Below are 14,123 nucleotides of genomic sequence, written 5' to 3'. Positions count from 1 at the left end.
GGTCAGAATTTTCCGGTTTTCCTGAGCGCGAGGCCCAGCGAGAGAAGGGTGATGCCGATCACGATCAGCTCGATCGCGAGCAGCGTTCCAAGAAGGACGAGGCTGGCCGCGGGCAGCGCCGCCAGCACATAGAGCCCGAGCAGCGTGGAGACGATGCCCGAGAGCACCATCATCCAGAACAGGCGCGTGCCGCGGAACCGCGCGACGGCCGCATAAAGCCGCGCGAGGCCCGAGGCCAGGAACAGCACGCCCACGACCAGCGTCAGCGAGACCATCGCCGCCATCGGCTGCGCCAGCATCCACACGCCGAGCACGATATCGACCAGGCTGATGAAGGACGCCCAGCCCCGGTGCGGCATGGTGCGGTCCGAGAAGGACGCATAAAGGCCCACCACGCCGCTGATCAGGAACACCCAGCCGACCAGAACGGTCACCGCCAGAGAGGCGGGCAGGGGGAAGATCAGCGCCGCGAGCCCGCCCAGAAGGGCGAGCGCGCCGGAGAGGATGAGGACGGTGGTGCCTTTCATGGCTCTGCTCCTGCGGCCGTGGTTTGCGGCAGGGTACCGCAAACCACGCATCCGTCACGCGAATTCGGCCGCGCCGATCAGGGTGCGCACATCGGTCAGGTGGCCGGTGATCGCCGCCGCCGCCGCCATCGCCGGGCTGACGAGGTGGGTACGGCCATTGCGGCCCTGACGGCCCTCGAAGTTGCGGTTCGAGGTCGAGGCGCAGCGCTCGCCCGGGTACAGCTGGTCCGGGTTCATCGCGAGGCACATCGAGCAGCCCGCCAGGCGCCACTCGAACCCGGCATCGGTAAACACCTTGTCGAGGCCCTCTTCCTCGGCCTGCAGCCGCACCAGCCCCGAGCCCGGCACCACCATGCCGCGCACGCCCGGCGCGATGTGGCGGCCCTTCAGGATTTCGGCCGCGGCGCGCAGATCCTCGATCCGGCCGTTGGTGCACGAGCCGATGAACACCGCGTCGATCTTGATGTCGGTGAGCTTCATGCCCGGCGTCAGGTCCATGTATTCCAGCGACCGCCGCGCGGCATCGATCTTGCCGCCCTGGAAATCCTCGGGCGCGGGCACGGTGCCGGTGATCGGCAGCACGTCCTCGGGCGAGGTGCCCCAGGTCACCACCGGCTCGATATCCTCGCCGCGGATGGTGACGACCTTGTCGAACTGCGCGCCCTCATCGGTGAAGAGCGTGCGCCACCAGTTCAGCGCAGCCTCCCATTGCGCGCCTTTGGGCGCATGCGGGCGGCCCTTCACATAGGCGAAGGTGGTCTCATCAGGCGCGATCAGACCGGCGCGCGCGCCCCCCTCGATCGCCATGTTACAGACCGTCATCCGGCCTTCCATGCTCAGCGCGCGGATCGCCTCGCCGCAATATTCGATGACATAGCCGGTGCCGCCCGCAGTGCCGGTCTTGCCGATGACGGCGAGGGTGATGTCTTTCGCGGTCACACCCGGGCGCAGATGGCCGGTGATCTCCACCTTCATGTTCTTCGATTTCTTCTGGATCAGCGTCTGCGTGGCCAGAACATGCTCCACCTCAGAGGTGCCGATCCCATGCGCCAGCGCGCCGAAGGCGCCGTGGGTGGCGGTGTGGCTGTCTCCGCACACCACCGTCATGCCGGGCAGGGTCCAGCCCTGTTCGGGGCCGACGATATGCACGATGCCCTGGCGGATATCGGTCACCGGATAGTAGTTGATACCGAATTCGCGGGCGTTCTTGTCCAGCGTATCGACCTGGATCCGCGATTCCTCGTTTTCGATATGGGTCTCGCGGCCCTCGGTCGTGGGCACGTTGTGGTCGGGCACGGCGATGGTCTTTTCCGGCGCGCGCACCTTGCGCCCCGCCATGCGCAGGCCCTCGAAGGCCTGCGGGCTGGTCACTTCATGGACCAGGTGGCGGTCGATATACAGCAGGCAGGTGCCGTCTTCGTCCTGCGAGACGACATGCGCGTCCCAGATCTTGTCATACAGCGTTTTCGGAGCGGACATGGCTCTCTCTCTCGATGGCTCTGAAGGGGGTTCCGGCTCTGGCCGGACGGCATGGGGCGGCAAAGGCCCCGCGCGACGTCAAAGTCGGGCGAGGGCGGAGCGGCTTTCGCCGATGAAGCGCTCCGACAGGCGGACGCGTTCAACGATATCGAACACCATGATCATGGCCCGCATATAGGCCGCCCGGCGATTCCGCGCAAGAATTGTTCATGGCAGCGCGCCTGACCTAACCGCGCAGGGGCCCCGCCGTGCCGGGCCGCATTGAGATTCCGGCCCGATATGATAGACTGCAGGCACAGCCCTGCGCCGGGGCGGCGGCGGCGCGCGAACCTTCGGAGGACAATGTCCTGTCTCAACCATATGCAGCGGCGGGCATTTCCGACGCAAAGGCGGCACCCATGACGGCCGGTCCCATCACCGCGGGTGCCGATGCGACGAGCGATCAGATCCTGGCGCGCGTGCTTTCTTCCCTCGACGACGACAAGGCGGAAGACATCATCACGATCGACCTGCGCGGGCGCTCGTCGATTGCGGATTACATGGTGATCTGCTCCGGGCGGTCCTCGCGGCAGGTCGGCGCCATCGCCGAGAAGCTGGTCGAGCGGCTGAAGGAAGATTTCGGCCGCAACAGCAAGATCGAGGGCAAGGAGCAGGGCGACTGGGTCCTGATCGACACGCAGGACGTGATCGTCCATGTGTTCCGCCCCGAAGTACGCGAATTCTACCAGCTGGAGAAGATGTGGATGCCCACGGGCAGCCGCGTCTGATCCACGACCCGGATGAAAGTGACGATCTGCGCAGTCGGACGGCTGCGCAAGAGCCCCGAGTTGACGCTGATCGAGGATTACCTCGATCGCTTCAACAAGGCGGGGCGGTCGATGGGCCTCGGCCCGGCCGCGATCCATGAGGTCGAGGACAAGAAGAACCTCGGCATGGAGGCGGAGGCCGCGCTGCTGGAGCGCGCGGTGCCCGCGGGCGCGCTGCTGGTGACGCTCGATGAGCGCGGCGATCTGGTGTCCTCCCCCGATTTCGCAGCCCGCCTCGGCGGATGGCGCGATGGCGCGCGCGATGTGGCCTTCGTGATCGGTGGCGCCGACGGCATTGCACCCGGCCTGCGCGCGCGGGCGGACTGGTCGCTGAGCTTCGGGCGGATGGTCTGGCCGCATATGCTGGTAAGGGTGATGCTGGCCGAGCAGCTGTATCGCGCGGGGCAGATCCTCGCCGGAACCCCCTATCATCGCGTGTGATTGCGCGCGTAGCCGTTGTGGCGCGGGCGCGGGGCGCGTAAACAGGGGGCGACAATCCGCAGGAGGCCCCGATGTCCGTTCCGAAACCCGTGGTTCTGTGCATTCTCGACGGCTGGGGCGAGCGCGCCGAGACCGAAGGCAATGCGCCGGCGCTGGCGCATACCCCGAACCTGGACAAGGTTTTCGGCACCTGCCCGAAATCGACGCTGATCACCTTCGGTCCCGATGTCGGCCTGCCGACCGGGCAGATGGGCAATTCCGAAGTGGGCCATACCAATATCGGCGCGGGCCGGGTGGTGGCGATGGATCTGGGCCAGATCGACCTCGCAATCGAGGATGGCAGCTTTTTCCGTAATGAGGCGATCCTGCGGTTCACCGAGAAGGTGAAGGCCGCGAAGGGCAGGGCGCATCTGTTCGGGGTGATTTCCGATGGCGGCGTGCATGGCCACATCACGCATACGCTGGCGGCCTGCAAGGCGCTGACCGATGCGGGCGTGCCGGTCGTGGTGCATGCGATCACCGATGGCCGCGACGTGGCCCCCGATTCCGCCGCGCGTTTCATCGACGATTTTGTGGCCCGGATACCGAAGGGCGCCAGCGTCGGCACGGTGATCGGGCGCTATTGGGCGATGGACCGCGACAACCGCTGGGAGCGGGTGGGGCGCGCCTATGAGGCGATCGTGGATGCGGCGGGGCTCCATGCCGAAACCCCGGCCGAGGCGGTGGCACAAAGCTATGCCAAGAAAGAGATGGACGAATTCATCCAGCCCACGGTGATCGGCGATTATGCCGGGGCCGAGGATGGCGATGGCTTCTTCTGCCTGAACTTCCGCGCGGATCGCGCCCGCGAGATCCTGCGGGCGCTGGCCGAGCCGGGATTTGCGGAGATCGACGTCGCCGGGCGGCCGGACTGGTCTGCAATGCTGGGGATGGTCGAATATTCGGTGGCGCACAACGCCTATATGGAGACCGCCTATCCGAAGCGTGACATCGTCAATACCCTGGCGGAATGGGTTTCGAAACAGGGGCTTACCCAGTTTCACTGCGCCGAGACGGAAAAATACCCGCATGTGACCTTCTTCCTCAACGGCGGCAAAGAGGCCCCCTGGCCCGGCGAGGACCGGACGATGCCGAAATCGCCCAAGGTCGCGACCTATGACCTGCAGCCGGAGATGAGCGCGCCCGAGGTGACCGAGCGGTTCGTCGAGGCGATCGCGCATGGCTACGACCTGATCGTGGTGAACTATGCCAACCCCGACATGGTCGGTCATACCGGCAGCCTGCCCGCCGCGATTCAGGCCTGCGAGGAGATCGACCGCGACATCGGCCGGGTCATCGCCGCGCTGAACCAGGCCGGGGGCGCCATGATCATCACCGCCGATCACGGCAATTGCGAAACCATGATCGACCCGGTGACGGGCGGGCCTCATACGGCGCATACCACGAACCTGGTGCCGGTGGCGCTGGTGGGCGGGCCCGCGGGCGTGAGCCTGCGGCCCGGGCGGCTGGCGGATCTGGCGCCGACGCTGCTCGACCTGATGCAGCTGCCGCTTCCGCCAGAAATGACCGGCAAGACGCTGATCGTGCGCTGATGCGGGCCTTCGCGATCTGGCTGCTTTCGGCCTCGCTGGCCGCGGCCAATCCGGCAACGGATGCGGCGCTGAAGGCCGCGGATGACCTGCGCGGCGCGATCGCGGAGCTCGATGCCGCGCAGACCAAGGCGGACCGGGTGGCGGCGCTGACTACCACCATCACCGCCTATGAACGCGGCCTCGCGGCACTGCGCGACGGGCTGCGGCGCGCCGCGATCCGCGAGCAGGAGATCGAGAAGGGCTTCAACGCGAAGCGCGCGCAGGTGGGCCGGCTGCTGGGCGTGATGAGCACCATGCAGCAATCCGAGGGGCCGCTGCTGCTGCTGCATCCGGCCGGGGCTGTCGGGTCAGCGCGCTCGGGGATGGTGATGGGCACGGTGACCCCGGCACTCGAGGCCGAAGCGGAGAAAATGCGCACGTCGCTCGAGGAGATCCGCGAGCTGCGCAGCGTGCAGGCGAATGCGGCGCAGGTATTGGAGGGCGGGCTCGCCTCGGTGCAGAACGCCCGTACCGCGCTCGCGCAGGCGATTTCAGACCGCAGTGCGCTGCCCAAACGCTATCTGGAAGAACCCGAGGAGCTGCGCCAGCTGGTCAGCAGCGCCGATACGCTGGAGGCCTTCGCGACCGGCGTGGCCGGCCTCGACAGCGATATCGGCCCCCCGCGCGAGGATTTCGCCGGAGCCAAGGGCAGCCTGCCGATGCCGGTGATGGGATCGGTGCTGCGCGGCTTCAACGAGGCCGACGCGGCCGGGATCCGGCGCCCGGGCCTGGTGATTGCCGCAGCACCCGCCACATTGGTGACCACACCCTGGCCCGCGACGATCCGCTACCGCGGGCCGCTGCTCGACTACGGAAATGTGATGATTCTGGAGCCGGCGCAGGGCTATCTTCTGGTTCTGGCGGGGCTTGGCACCGTCTATGGTGAGGTGGGCGACGTGCTCCCGCGGGGGACGCCGGTCGGTTTGATGGGCGGATCCGAACCCGCCGCGCAGGAATTCGGTGCGGATTTCGTAAAAGCCGCACAGAATGGTGGTGGCGCCGACCGTTCGGAGACGCTTTATTTGGAACTCAGGAAGGGCAAGACGCCCGTGAACCCCGCTGAGTGGTTCACCCAGACGAAAGACTGAAGGTTGGGAATGAGAAAATTCGTCATGGCCGCGCTTGGCGGTACCGTCGCGGGGGTGCTGATCTCGTCTCAGGTCGCACCGCTGCTGGCGCAAGACGCGGCCAAGCCGGCCTCTGTCTATGAACAGCTCGACCTGTTCGGGGATGTGTTCGAGCGGATCCGCCAGGACTATGTGGAGCAGGTCGACAGCAAGAAGCTGGTCGAGGCCGCGATCAACGGGATGCTGAGCTCGCTCGACCCGCATTCGAGCTACATGCCGCCCGACGATTACGACAACATGAAGGTCCAGACCCGCGGTTCCTTCGGCGGGCTCGGGATCGAGGTCACGCAGGAAGACGGCTTGGTGAAGGTCGTGTCGCCGATGGACGGCACGCCCGCCGCCCAATCCGGGATCCAGTCCGGGGATTATATCACCCAGGTGAACGGCGAGAGCCTGATGGGCCTGACCCTCGATCAGGCGGTGGACAAGATGCGCGGCCCGGTGGGCAGCGAGATCACCGTGACCGTGGTGCGCAAGGGCACGCAGGACCCGTTCGACGTGACCATGACCCGCGACACGATCAAGCTCACCGCGGTGCGCGGGCGGCTGGAAGGCAAGACCGCGGTGCTGCGGATCACCACCTTCAACGACCAGACCTTCCCGAACCTGCAAGACAGCCTGAAGAAGGCCGTGGCAGACGCGGGCGGCATGGACAAGGTCGACGGGATCGTGCTCGACCTGCGCAACAATCCAGGCGGGCTGCTCACGCAGGCGATCGCGGTTTCCGATGCCTTCCTCGACAAGGGCGAGATCGTCTCGACCCGCGGCCGCAAGCCCGAAGACAGCGAGCGCTTCAACGCCACCGCCGGCGATCTGGCCGAGGGCAAGCCGATCGTGGTTCTGATCAACGGCGGCTCGGCTTCGGCGTCCGAAATCGTCACCGGCGCACTGCAGGATCATCACCGCGCGATCGTCGTGGGCACCAAGAGCTTCGGCAAGGGTTCGGTGCAGACCGTGATCCCGATCAAGGGCGAGGGTGCCATGCGCCTGACCACGGCGCGCTACTACACGCCCTCGGGGCGCTCGATCCAGGCTCTGGGCATCGCGCCCGATGTGGTGGTGCAGCAGCCCGATCCGGTGCCCGCGGGCGAGGAGGATCAGGACAAGGATACGGTGAAGACCCGGTCCGAGGCCGATCTGCGCGGCATCCTGTCGAACGATTCGATGACCGACGAGGAAAAGAAGCAATATCAGGAAGATATCGAGAAAGCGGAAGCCGCGGCGAAGCTGCGCCTCGAGGATTATCAGCTCGCCTATGCGCTCGATATCATCAAGGGCCTGTCTGTCCTCGGCAATGAAGGCGCACAGGCCGCGGCAAAGCCGGTGCCTGTGCCGGCCCCGGCGCCCGCGAAGAAATCCAACTGACCTCCGGGGGCCTTCGGGCCCCCTTTTTACGGAACAGAGTGATGACACCCGAAGAACGCGATGCGCTGCCCTATCGGCCCTGTGCCGGGGTGGTCCTGCTGAACCCTCAGGGCCTGGTCTTTGCCGGGCAACGGATCGACAGCCCGGTTCCGGCCTGGCAGATGCCGCAGGGGGGCATCGATGCGGGGGAGAAGCCCGGCGAAGCAGCGTTGCGCGAGCTCTGGGAAGAGACCGGGGTGCGGGCGGAGCTGGTTGAGAAGCTCGCCAAGACGACCGACTGGGTCACCTATGACCTGCCGCCCGAATTGCTGGGCAAGGTCTGGAAGGGTAAGTACCGCGGGCAGAAACAGAAATGGTTCCTGTTCCGCTTCCTTGGGGCGGATAGCGACGTGGATATTCAGACCGAGCATCCGGAATTCTCGGTCTGGGCCTGGAAAAGCCATGCCGAAGTGCTGGAGTCGATCGTGCCGTTCAAGCGGCCGGTCTACGAGCAGGTGTTCTCCGAGTTTCGCAACTGGCTGCGTTAACGCAGCCAGATCGACTTTTCACCCATTTTTGCGATGAAGGCCTGATGCGCGTCGGCCTCCGCCTGGCTCAGCCGGGACGGGAGCGGCACCGGGCGCGGACGCGGGCGCCAGTCTTCCTCCACCGCGGCTGACTGCGCGCGGCTTGGCTCGATGCTGAGGCCGAACACGGGCTGCCGCCCGCCGATCAGCTCCAGATAGACATCCGCCAGGATTTCGGAGTCGAGCAAGGCCCCGTGCAGCGTGCGCGACGAATTGTCGATGCCGAAGCGGCGGCAAAGCGCATCGAGCGAGGCCGGGGAGCCCGGAAATTTGCGCCGCGCCATCATCAGCGTGTCGATCGCGCGGGCGGGCTCGATCAGAGGTTTTTTGACCCAGGACAGCTCGGCATTCAGGAATTTCACGTCGAAGGCCGCGTTGTGGATCACGAGCTTTGATTCGGGGCCGATGAAATCCAGGAAATCCTGCGCGATCTGCGCAAAGACCGGCTTGTCGCGCAGGAACTCCTCGCTGATGCCATGGACCTGGAAGGCCTCCGTTGGCATGTCGCGCTCGGGGTTGATGTATTGGTGATAGGTTTTTCCGGTGGGCACATGGTTGAACAGCTCCACCGCGCCGATTTCCACGATCCGGTGGCCCTCCGAAGGCTCGAACCCTGTCGTTTCTGTATCGAGAACAATTTCACGCATGCTGGCTCCTGATCCGGGCGATCAATTCTCGCACGGCGGCGCGGGTGCCCTCAAGGGTCAGCGTTTCGATCACATGATCGGCCCGAGCCCGCTTCTGCGCATCGGGAAGCTGGCGCTGAAGGATCAGATCGAGCTGTTCGGAGGACATCGTGCCCCGTTCCAGCACCCGCGCCCGCTGCACCTCCGCCGGAGCCGACACCACAAGCACGGCATCGCAGAGTTTGTTTGCTCCGGTTTCAAACAGAAGCGGGATATCGAGGAGGATCAGATCAGCCTGGGCATGCGCCGCGATGAAGGCTTCGCGCGCGGCGGCTGTGAGCGGATGAACGATGCTTTCCAGCCGGGATAGAGACTGTTTATTACACGCGAGAGCCTCCCGCAGGCGGGGGCGGTCGATTGCGCCGTCCAGAGCCACGCCCGGGAAGGCCTGCGCCACCGGCGCCACAGCGGCGCCCCCCTTGGCATAGAGCGCATGCACCACCGCATCCGCATCCCAGACCGGGACACCTTCTTCGGCGAACATCCGCGCGGTGGTGGATTTCCCCATGCCGATGGAGCCAGTAAGGCCGAGAAGAAACGGCCTCATGCCAGGACTGCGTTGCGCAAAGCCGGCGTGACCTCCGGCCGATGCCCGAACCAGCGGCGGAACCCGGGCGCGGCCTGATGCAGGAGCATCCCCAATCCGTCAACAATCGGACAGCCGCGCGCCTGTGCAGCAGCCAGGAACGGCGTGATCAGCGGGGTATAGACGATATCCGTCGCGACGGCTTCGGGCGGCAAGGCATCGAGCGGGACGTCGAAAGCGTCTTTGCCCGCCATGCCCATCGACGACGTGTTTACCGCCAGCGCCACACCATCGAGACTATCGCCCCGCTGCCCCCAGGGCAGGGCCCGCAGCCCGAATTCTTCGGCCAGCGCGGCCGCGCGCGCATCGGTGCGGTTCGTGATCCGTATTTCCGGGCAGCCGGCATCGCGCAGCGCCACCACGATCGCCCGCGCCGCACCACCGGCGCCGATCACTGCCGCCGGGCCCGCCGCCGGATCCCAATCCGGCGCACCGCTGCGCAGATTGGCGATAAAGCCATAGCCATCGGTATTATCGGCATGGATGCCATCTGCCGTGAAGCTGAGCGTATTGGCCGCGCCGATCCGCCGTACGTCATCCGATACCTGGTCGGCCAGCGCGAGGGCGGCCTCCTTATGCGGGATGGTGATATTGCAGCCCACGAAACCCGCCTTCGGCAGAGCCGCCAGAACTTGCGCCAGATCCCCCGGCGCCACCTCCATCGGGATGTAATGGCCACGGATGCCATAATGGCGCAGCCAGTAGCCATGCAGGGCAGGGGAGCGCGAATGCCCGATCGGTGCGCCGATGACACCGGCCAGCGGGATTTTCATGTTTTCAGCTCTCCTCGCACATGCAGCCAGTTCAGGAACGGGATCAGCGGCAGGCCCAGCACCGAGAAGTAATCCCCTTCGATGGCGGAGAAAAGCGTGACGCCCTCCTCCTCCAGCTTATAGCCGCCGACAGACCAGCGGATACTCTCCCAGTTCCGGGCCACATACTCGCGGATGAAGGGCTCCGACAGGCGGCGCATGGTCAGCCGCACTTCGCCGGTGTGGCGCCACACCGGCGCACCATCTCGGCAGACGACCAGCGCGCTCAGAAGCCGGTGCGTCTGGCCGGAGAGGGCCAGAAGCTGCGCCACCGCGGTCTCGGACCTATCCGGCTTCGAGAATATTTGCCCTTTTAATTCAAGTATCTGATCGGCACCGAGAACCACCGCGCCCGGATATTTCGCGGAAATTTTCGCAGCCTTCATCTCTGCAAGAGCATCCGCAATATCGCGCGGCGTGGCGCCCTCCGCCTCCAGCGCGGGGCGAATGGCTTCTTCGTCAATACGGGCGGGTATGATCTCCACCGGCAGGCCCGCATTACGCAGCAACTGCGCGCGGACCTCGGAGGCAGATGCCAGGATCAGATTTGCCATGTGGACAACTCCCGGGAGAACTGGGTGGGAGTCCGCGGGGACAAACCCGGGACCGATTTTTCCTCCACGGAGCGGGCAGGGTTTGTCAAGGAACGAAAGCGGACTCTCCCCCTGTCGATGCGGTTATCCCCGTGCGGGGGAAAACTTCAGGGACTCACGCGAACATCCCGTGACTCCGCACGGATTTATTCACCGAAGCGAGTCGTGCAACACATTGAAAAAATATTCTGTTTTTGTCTTTCCACAGATTTTGCGCTGCAGCGCCGGATTTCGTCCCGGCTGTGGATGAAGCGGGGAGAAACCAGTAATCCACATTATCCACAGGGCCTAATACATCATCATCTTTCTTTTCTTTTTATATTCTTTAAGAAGATGGCGGCTGCAGGAGACCCCAGATGACCGACTTTCTCGCGAGTGTTTACCCTTGGGTGAAGGCGTTTCACGTCATGTCGGTACTGGCGTGGATGGCCGGGCTGTTCTACCTGCCGCGGCTCTATGTGTATCACGTCGAGGGGCTACGAAAGCAGGGCGTCAGTCGCGGATCCGACATGGATCTGCTGTTTCAGCATCAGGAACGCTTGCTCCTGCGCGCGATCATGAACCCTGCGATGGTCTCGAGCTGGGTTTTCGGGCTGGCGCTGGTCGCGACGCCCGGCATCGTCGATTGGTCCAGCCTCTGGCCCTGGGTGAAGGCTGCGGGTGTTCTGGGCATGACCGGATTTCACATGGTTCTTGCCCGCGCGCGGCGGCAATTCGCGCGCGGGGAAAACCACCGCACCGGCCGGCAATGGCGGCTGATGAACGAAATCCCGACCCTGCTGATGATCGCGATCGTCTGCGCGGTGATCGTGAAATTCTGAGGATTTGTTGACTCGCTGCGCCTGAGCGCTTATCTGCGGAGGCAGCCCCGGCCGTCCGGCCGTCCGGTTTCAGCCTGCACGCCTTTTTTTACGCGCCACTTTGGCGCCCGATGGATGTATCCATGACCGAACGTCTCAACCTTTCCGATCTCAAGGCGAAAAGCCCCAAGGACCTGCTGGCGATGGCCGAGGACTGGGAGATCGAGAATGCCTCGACCATGCGCAAGGGCGAGATGATGTTCCAGCTGCTGAAGGAACATGCCGAGGAAGGCGTGGAAATCGGCGGCGACGGGGTTCTGGAAGTGCTGCAGGACGGGTTTGGCTTCCTGCGCTCCACTGAAGCGAACTATCTGCCCGGCCCGGACGACATTTACGTCAGCCCCGAGATGATCCGGCAGTATTCGCTGCGCACCGGCGATACGGTGGAGGGGATCATCCGCGCGCCCGGCGAGAATGAGCGCTACTTCGCGCTCACCGCGGTGGAGCGGATCAACTTCGAGGAGCCGGAGCGTGCGCGCCACAAGGTCGCCTTCGACAACCTGACGCCGCTCTATCCGGACGAGCGGCTGAAGATGGAAATCGAGGATCCGACGATCCGGGACCGTTCGGCACGGATCATCGACCTGGTTGCGCCGATCGGGAAGGGCCAGCGGAGCCTGATCGTGGCGCCGCCGCGAACGGGTAAGACGGTTCTTCTGCAGAATATCGCGCATTCGATCGCGAACAATCACCCGGAATGCTATCTGATCGTCCTGCTGATCGACGAGCGGCCGGAAGAAGTGACGGATATGCAGCGCTCGGTGAAGGGCGAAGTGATTTCCTCGACTTTCGATGAGCCCGCCTCGCGGCACGTTGCCGTGGCGGAGATGGTGATCGAGAAGGCTAAGCGCCTAGTGGAGCACAAACGCGACGTGGTGATCTTGCTCGATTCGATCACGCGCCTCGGCCGGGCCTACAACACGGTGGTGCCGTCCTCGGGCAAGGTGTTGACCGGCGGTGTCGATGCGAATGCGCTGCAGCGCCCGAAGCGCTTCTTTGGCGCCGCGCGGAACATCGAAGAGGGCGGTTCGCTCACGATCATCGCGACCGCGCTGATCGATACCGGCTCGCGGATGGACGAGGTGATTTTCGAAGAGTTCAAGGGCACCGGGAACTCCGAAATCGTGCTGGACCGCAAGGTCGCCGACAAGCGCGTGTTCCCGGCGATGGACATCCTGAAATCCGGTACGCGGAAGGAAGACCTGCTGGTCGATCAGAAGGATCTGCAGAAGACCTACCTGCTGCGCCGCATTCTGAACCCGATGGGCACCACGGATGCGATCGAGTTCCTGATTTCCAAGCTGAAACAGACTAAAACCAACGGCGAATTCTTCGATTCGATGAACGGCTGAGGCCATGGACACGATCTTTGCCCAGGCGACGGCCCGCGGAAAGGCGGGCGTCGCCGTCATTCGCATTTCCGGCCCGCGGGCCTGGGATGCGGCGCGGGCATTGGCCGGTCAGCTGCCAGAGCCACGGCAGGCCGGATTGCGGCACCTGCGGCTCGAGGGTGAGGCGCTCGATGAGGCGTTGGTGCTGTGTTTCGAGGCGGGCGCCAGCTTTACCGGTGAAGATGTGGCCGAGCTCCATATTCATGGCGCCATTGCCACGGTAACGGCCGTGTTGCGCGGTCTGGGCCGGATGGAGGGGCTGCGGCTGGCGGAACCGGGAGAATTTACCCGACGGGCGCTGGAAAATGGCCGGCTGGACCTGGCACAGGTCGAAGGCCTTTCGGATCTGATTGACGCCGAGACTGAATCTCAAAGAAAGCAGGCCCTTGCGGTTTTGTCTGGTGCCGTTGGCAAGGTGGTGGAGGGGTGGCGCAACCAGTTGATCCGCGCGGCGGCGCTGCTGGAAGCGACGATCGACTTTGCCGACGAGGATGTACCTGTTGATGTCACGCCGGAGGTCACCACGCTGATCGATGCGGTGATGCGCGCTTTGCGGCAGGAAATCGGCCGGGTCGGGGCGGCGGAGAGGGTGCGTGAAGGCTTCGAGGTGGCCATTGTCGGCCGGCCAAATGCGGGAAAATCGACACTTCTGAATGCGCTGGCAGGCCGGGAGGCCGCGATTACGTCGGAAGTCGCGGGTACGACGCGAGATGTGATCGAGGTTCGGATGGATCTCGGCGGGCTCGCCGTTACCTTGCTGGACACGGCTGGGCTTCGCGATACGGATGATACCGTCGAAGCGATTGGGGTAGAGCGTGCGCTGCAACGGGCTGAGTGCGCCGATCTGCGCGTTTTTCTCCTGGATGGGCTGGAAGTCCCCCTGATTGCGCCGCAAGCGGATGATCTGGTCGTCCACGGCAAGGCGGATCTCGGATCCCGCGTTGGCTTGTCTGTCTCGGGGAAAACCGGAGAAGGCGTCGATGCTCTGGTTGCCGAGATAACGCGGCGTCTGGCCGAACGGGCGGCGGGCAGCGGCGTCATGACCCGAGAGCGGCACAGGCATGCCATGTCACGCGCATTTGATGCTTTGGAATCGGCGCGAAATGAGGTATTGCGCGGGTCCGACAGGGCGGAACTGGCGGCGGAGGGGTTGCGTCAAGCAGCCCGCGCGCTGGAATCGCTCGTTGGGCGGGTGGATGTAGAGCATCTGCTTGACGAGATTTTCGCGAGCTTCTGCATCGGCAAGTAGGGGT

The 14,123-nt window shown here is 64.7% G+C and carries 15 protein-coding genes; 9 read left to right on the top strand and 6 right to left on the bottom strand.

The window, feature by feature from the left end:
- Positions 1-2 precede the first annotated feature (2 nt).
- Together ACOMG5_RS04615 and leuC are read right to left on the bottom strand one after the other, a co-directional pair.
- Positions 3-527, bottom strand: a complete 525-nt coding sequence (locus tag ACOMG5_RS04615; RefSeq protein WP_420342611.1) for an HdeD family acid-resistance protein — start codon at positions 525-527, stop codon at positions 3-5.
- 54 nt (positions 528-581) lie between these two features.
- Positions 582-2,006 (bottom strand): 3-isopropylmalate dehydratase large subunit, encoded by a 1,425-nt coding sequence (leuC, locus tag ACOMG5_RS04610; protein ID WP_420342610.1) that lies wholly within the window; start codon positions 2,004-2,006, stop codon positions 582-584.
- Positions 2,007-2,404: 398 nt separating this feature from the next.
- Between leuC and rsfS the strand changes: the two genes are divergently transcribed.
- The 6 genes from rsfS (at position 2,405) to ACOMG5_RS04580 (ending at position 7,903) form a co-directional block, all read left to right on the top strand.
- Positions 2,405-2,773, top strand: coding sequence for a ribosome silencing factor (gene rsfS / locus ACOMG5_RS04605; protein ID WP_420342609.1), 369 nt, complete (start codon positions 2,405-2,407; stop codon positions 2,771-2,773).
- Between the two features lie 12 nt (positions 2,774-2,785).
- Positions 2,786-3,253, top strand: coding sequence for a 23S rRNA (pseudouridine(1915)-N(3))-methyltransferase RlmH (rlmH, locus tag ACOMG5_RS04600; RefSeq protein WP_420342608.1), 468 nt, complete (start codon positions 2,786-2,788; stop codon positions 3,251-3,253).
- 71 nt (positions 3,254-3,324) lie between these two features.
- A complete protein-coding gene (gene gpmI / locus ACOMG5_RS04595) occupies positions 3,325-4,845 on the top strand; it encodes a 2,3-bisphosphoglycerate-independent phosphoglycerate mutase (protein ID WP_420342607.1) in 1,521 nt (506 codons plus the stop codon).
- Entirely contained in the window at positions 4,842-5,972 is a 1,131-nt protein-coding gene (locus tag ACOMG5_RS04590) for a murein hydrolase activator EnvC family protein (RefSeq protein WP_420342644.1), read from the top strand. The genes gpmI and ACOMG5_RS04590 overlap by 4 nt, the downstream gene beginning before the upstream one ends.
- A 9-nt stretch (positions 5,973-5,981) precedes the next feature.
- Positions 5,982-7,376: a S41 family peptidase gene (locus tag ACOMG5_RS04585; protein WP_420342606.1), complete on the top strand. Its 1,395-nt coding sequence runs from the start codon at positions 5,982-5,984 to the stop codon at positions 7,374-7,376.
- Between the two features lie 41 nt (positions 7,377-7,417).
- Entirely contained in the window at positions 7,418-7,903 is a 486-nt protein-coding gene (locus ACOMG5_RS04580) for an RNA pyrophosphohydrolase (protein WP_420342605.1), read from the top strand.
- Here the strand turns inward: ACOMG5_RS04580 and dnaQ are convergent.
- The 4 genes from dnaQ to ACOMG5_RS04560 are packed head-to-tail and all read right to left on the bottom strand — an operon-like array spanning position 7,900 to position 10,580.
- Positions 7,900-8,589, bottom strand: a complete 690-nt coding sequence (gene dnaQ, locus ACOMG5_RS04575; RefSeq protein ID WP_420342604.1) for a DNA polymerase III subunit epsilon — start codon at positions 8,587-8,589, stop codon at positions 7,900-7,902. The two genes, ACOMG5_RS04580 and dnaQ, sit on opposite strands and share 4 nt — an antisense overlap.
- Positions 8,582-9,175 carry a dephospho-CoA kinase gene (gene coaE, locus ACOMG5_RS04570; RefSeq protein ID WP_420342603.1) on the bottom strand — a complete coding sequence of 198 codons (594 nt, stop codon included), beginning with the start codon at positions 9,173-9,175 and terminating at the stop codon, positions 8,582-8,584. Before coaE ends, dnaQ begins: the two co-directional genes overlap by 8 nt.
- On the bottom strand, positions 9,172-9,987 hold the full coding sequence (locus ACOMG5_RS04565; protein WP_420342602.1) for a shikimate dehydrogenase: 816 nt from the start codon (positions 9,985-9,987) through the stop codon (positions 9,172-9,174). Before ACOMG5_RS04565 ends, coaE begins: the two co-directional genes overlap by 4 nt.
- The gene (locus tag ACOMG5_RS04560; protein ID WP_420342601.1) at positions 9,984-10,580 is read right to left on the bottom strand and encodes a Maf family protein; all 597 of its coding nucleotides are present in this window, start codon (positions 10,578-10,580) and stop codon (positions 9,984-9,986) included. The genes ACOMG5_RS04565 and ACOMG5_RS04560 overlap by 4 nt, the downstream gene beginning before the upstream one ends.
- Positions 10,581-10,975: 395 nt before the next feature.
- Between ACOMG5_RS04560 and ACOMG5_RS04555 the strand changes: the two genes are divergently transcribed.
- The 3 genes from ACOMG5_RS04555 to mnmE all read left to right on the top strand — a co-directional run bounded on the left by ACOMG5_RS04555 (position 10,976) and on the right by mnmE (position 14,119).
- Positions 10,976-11,440, top strand: a complete 465-nt coding sequence (locus ACOMG5_RS04555; protein ID WP_420342600.1) for a CopD family protein — start codon at positions 10,976-10,978, stop codon at positions 11,438-11,440.
- Between the two features lie 122 nt (positions 11,441-11,562).
- Positions 11,563-12,831, top strand: a complete 1,269-nt coding sequence (gene rho / locus ACOMG5_RS04550) for a transcription termination factor Rho (protein WP_420342599.1) — start codon at positions 11,563-11,565, stop codon at positions 12,829-12,831.
- Between the two features lie 4 nt (positions 12,832-12,835).
- Positions 12,836-14,119: a tRNA uridine-5-carboxymethylaminomethyl(34) synthesis GTPase MnmE gene (mnmE, locus tag ACOMG5_RS04545; RefSeq protein ID WP_420342598.1), complete on the top strand. Its 1,284-nt coding sequence runs from the start codon at positions 12,836-12,838 to the stop codon at positions 14,117-14,119.
- Positions 14,120-14,123 lie beyond the last annotated feature (4 nt).

Origin of the sequence: Paenirhodobacter sp., assembly GCF_041916475.1 — a bacterium.
GTDB lineage: Bacteria > Pseudomonadota > Alphaproteobacteria > Rhodobacterales > Rhodobacteraceae > Rhodobacter.
This window is presented reverse-complemented; position numbering and strand designations above follow the sequence as displayed.

Coding starts and splice junctions, on each gene's coding strand:
- ACOMG5_RS04615 (WP_420342611.1), bottom strand. CDS start 527: ATGAAAGGCACCACCGTCCTCATCCTCTCCGGCGCGCTCGCCCTTCTG.
- leuC (WP_420342610.1), bottom strand. CDS start 2,006: ATGTCCGCTCCGAAAACGCTGTATGACAAGATCTGGGACGCGCATGTC.
- rsfS (WP_420342609.1), top strand. CDS start 2,405: ATGACGGCCGGTCCCATCACCGCGGGTGCCGATGCGACGAGCGATCAG.
- rlmH (WP_420342608.1), top strand. CDS start 2,786: ATGAAAGTGACGATCTGCGCAGTCGGACGGCTGCGCAAGAGCCCCGAG.
- gpmI (WP_420342607.1), top strand. CDS start 3,325: ATGTCCGTTCCGAAACCCGTGGTTCTGTGCATTCTCGACGGCTGGGGC.
- ACOMG5_RS04585 (WP_420342606.1), top strand. CDS start 5,982: ATGAGAAAATTCGTCATGGCCGCGCTTGGCGGTACCGTCGCGGGGGTG.
- ACOMG5_RS04580 (WP_420342605.1), top strand. CDS start 7,418: ATGACACCCGAAGAACGCGATGCGCTGCCCTATCGGCCCTGTGCCGGG.
- dnaQ (WP_420342604.1), bottom strand. CDS start 8,589: ATGCGTGAAATTGTTCTCGATACAGAAACGACAGGGTTCGAGCCTTCG.
- coaE (WP_420342603.1), bottom strand. CDS start 9,175: ATGAGGCCGTTTCTTCTCGGCCTTACTGGCTCCATCGGCATGGGGAAA.
- ACOMG5_RS04565 (WP_420342602.1), bottom strand. CDS start 9,987: ATGAAAATCCCGCTGGCCGGTGTCATCGGCGCACCGATCGGGCATTCG.
- ACOMG5_RS04560 (WP_420342601.1), bottom strand. CDS start 10,580: ATGGCAAATCTGATCCTGGCATCTGCCTCCGAGGTCCGCGCGCAGTTG.
- ACOMG5_RS04555 (WP_420342600.1), top strand. CDS start 10,976: ATGACCGACTTTCTCGCGAGTGTTTACCCTTGGGTGAAGGCGTTTCAC.
- rho (WP_420342599.1), top strand. CDS start 11,563: ATGACCGAACGTCTCAACCTTTCCGATCTCAAGGCGAAAAGCCCCAAG.
- mnmE (WP_420342598.1), top strand. CDS start 12,836: ATGGACACGATCTTTGCCCAGGCGACGGCCCGCGGAAAGGCGGGCGTC.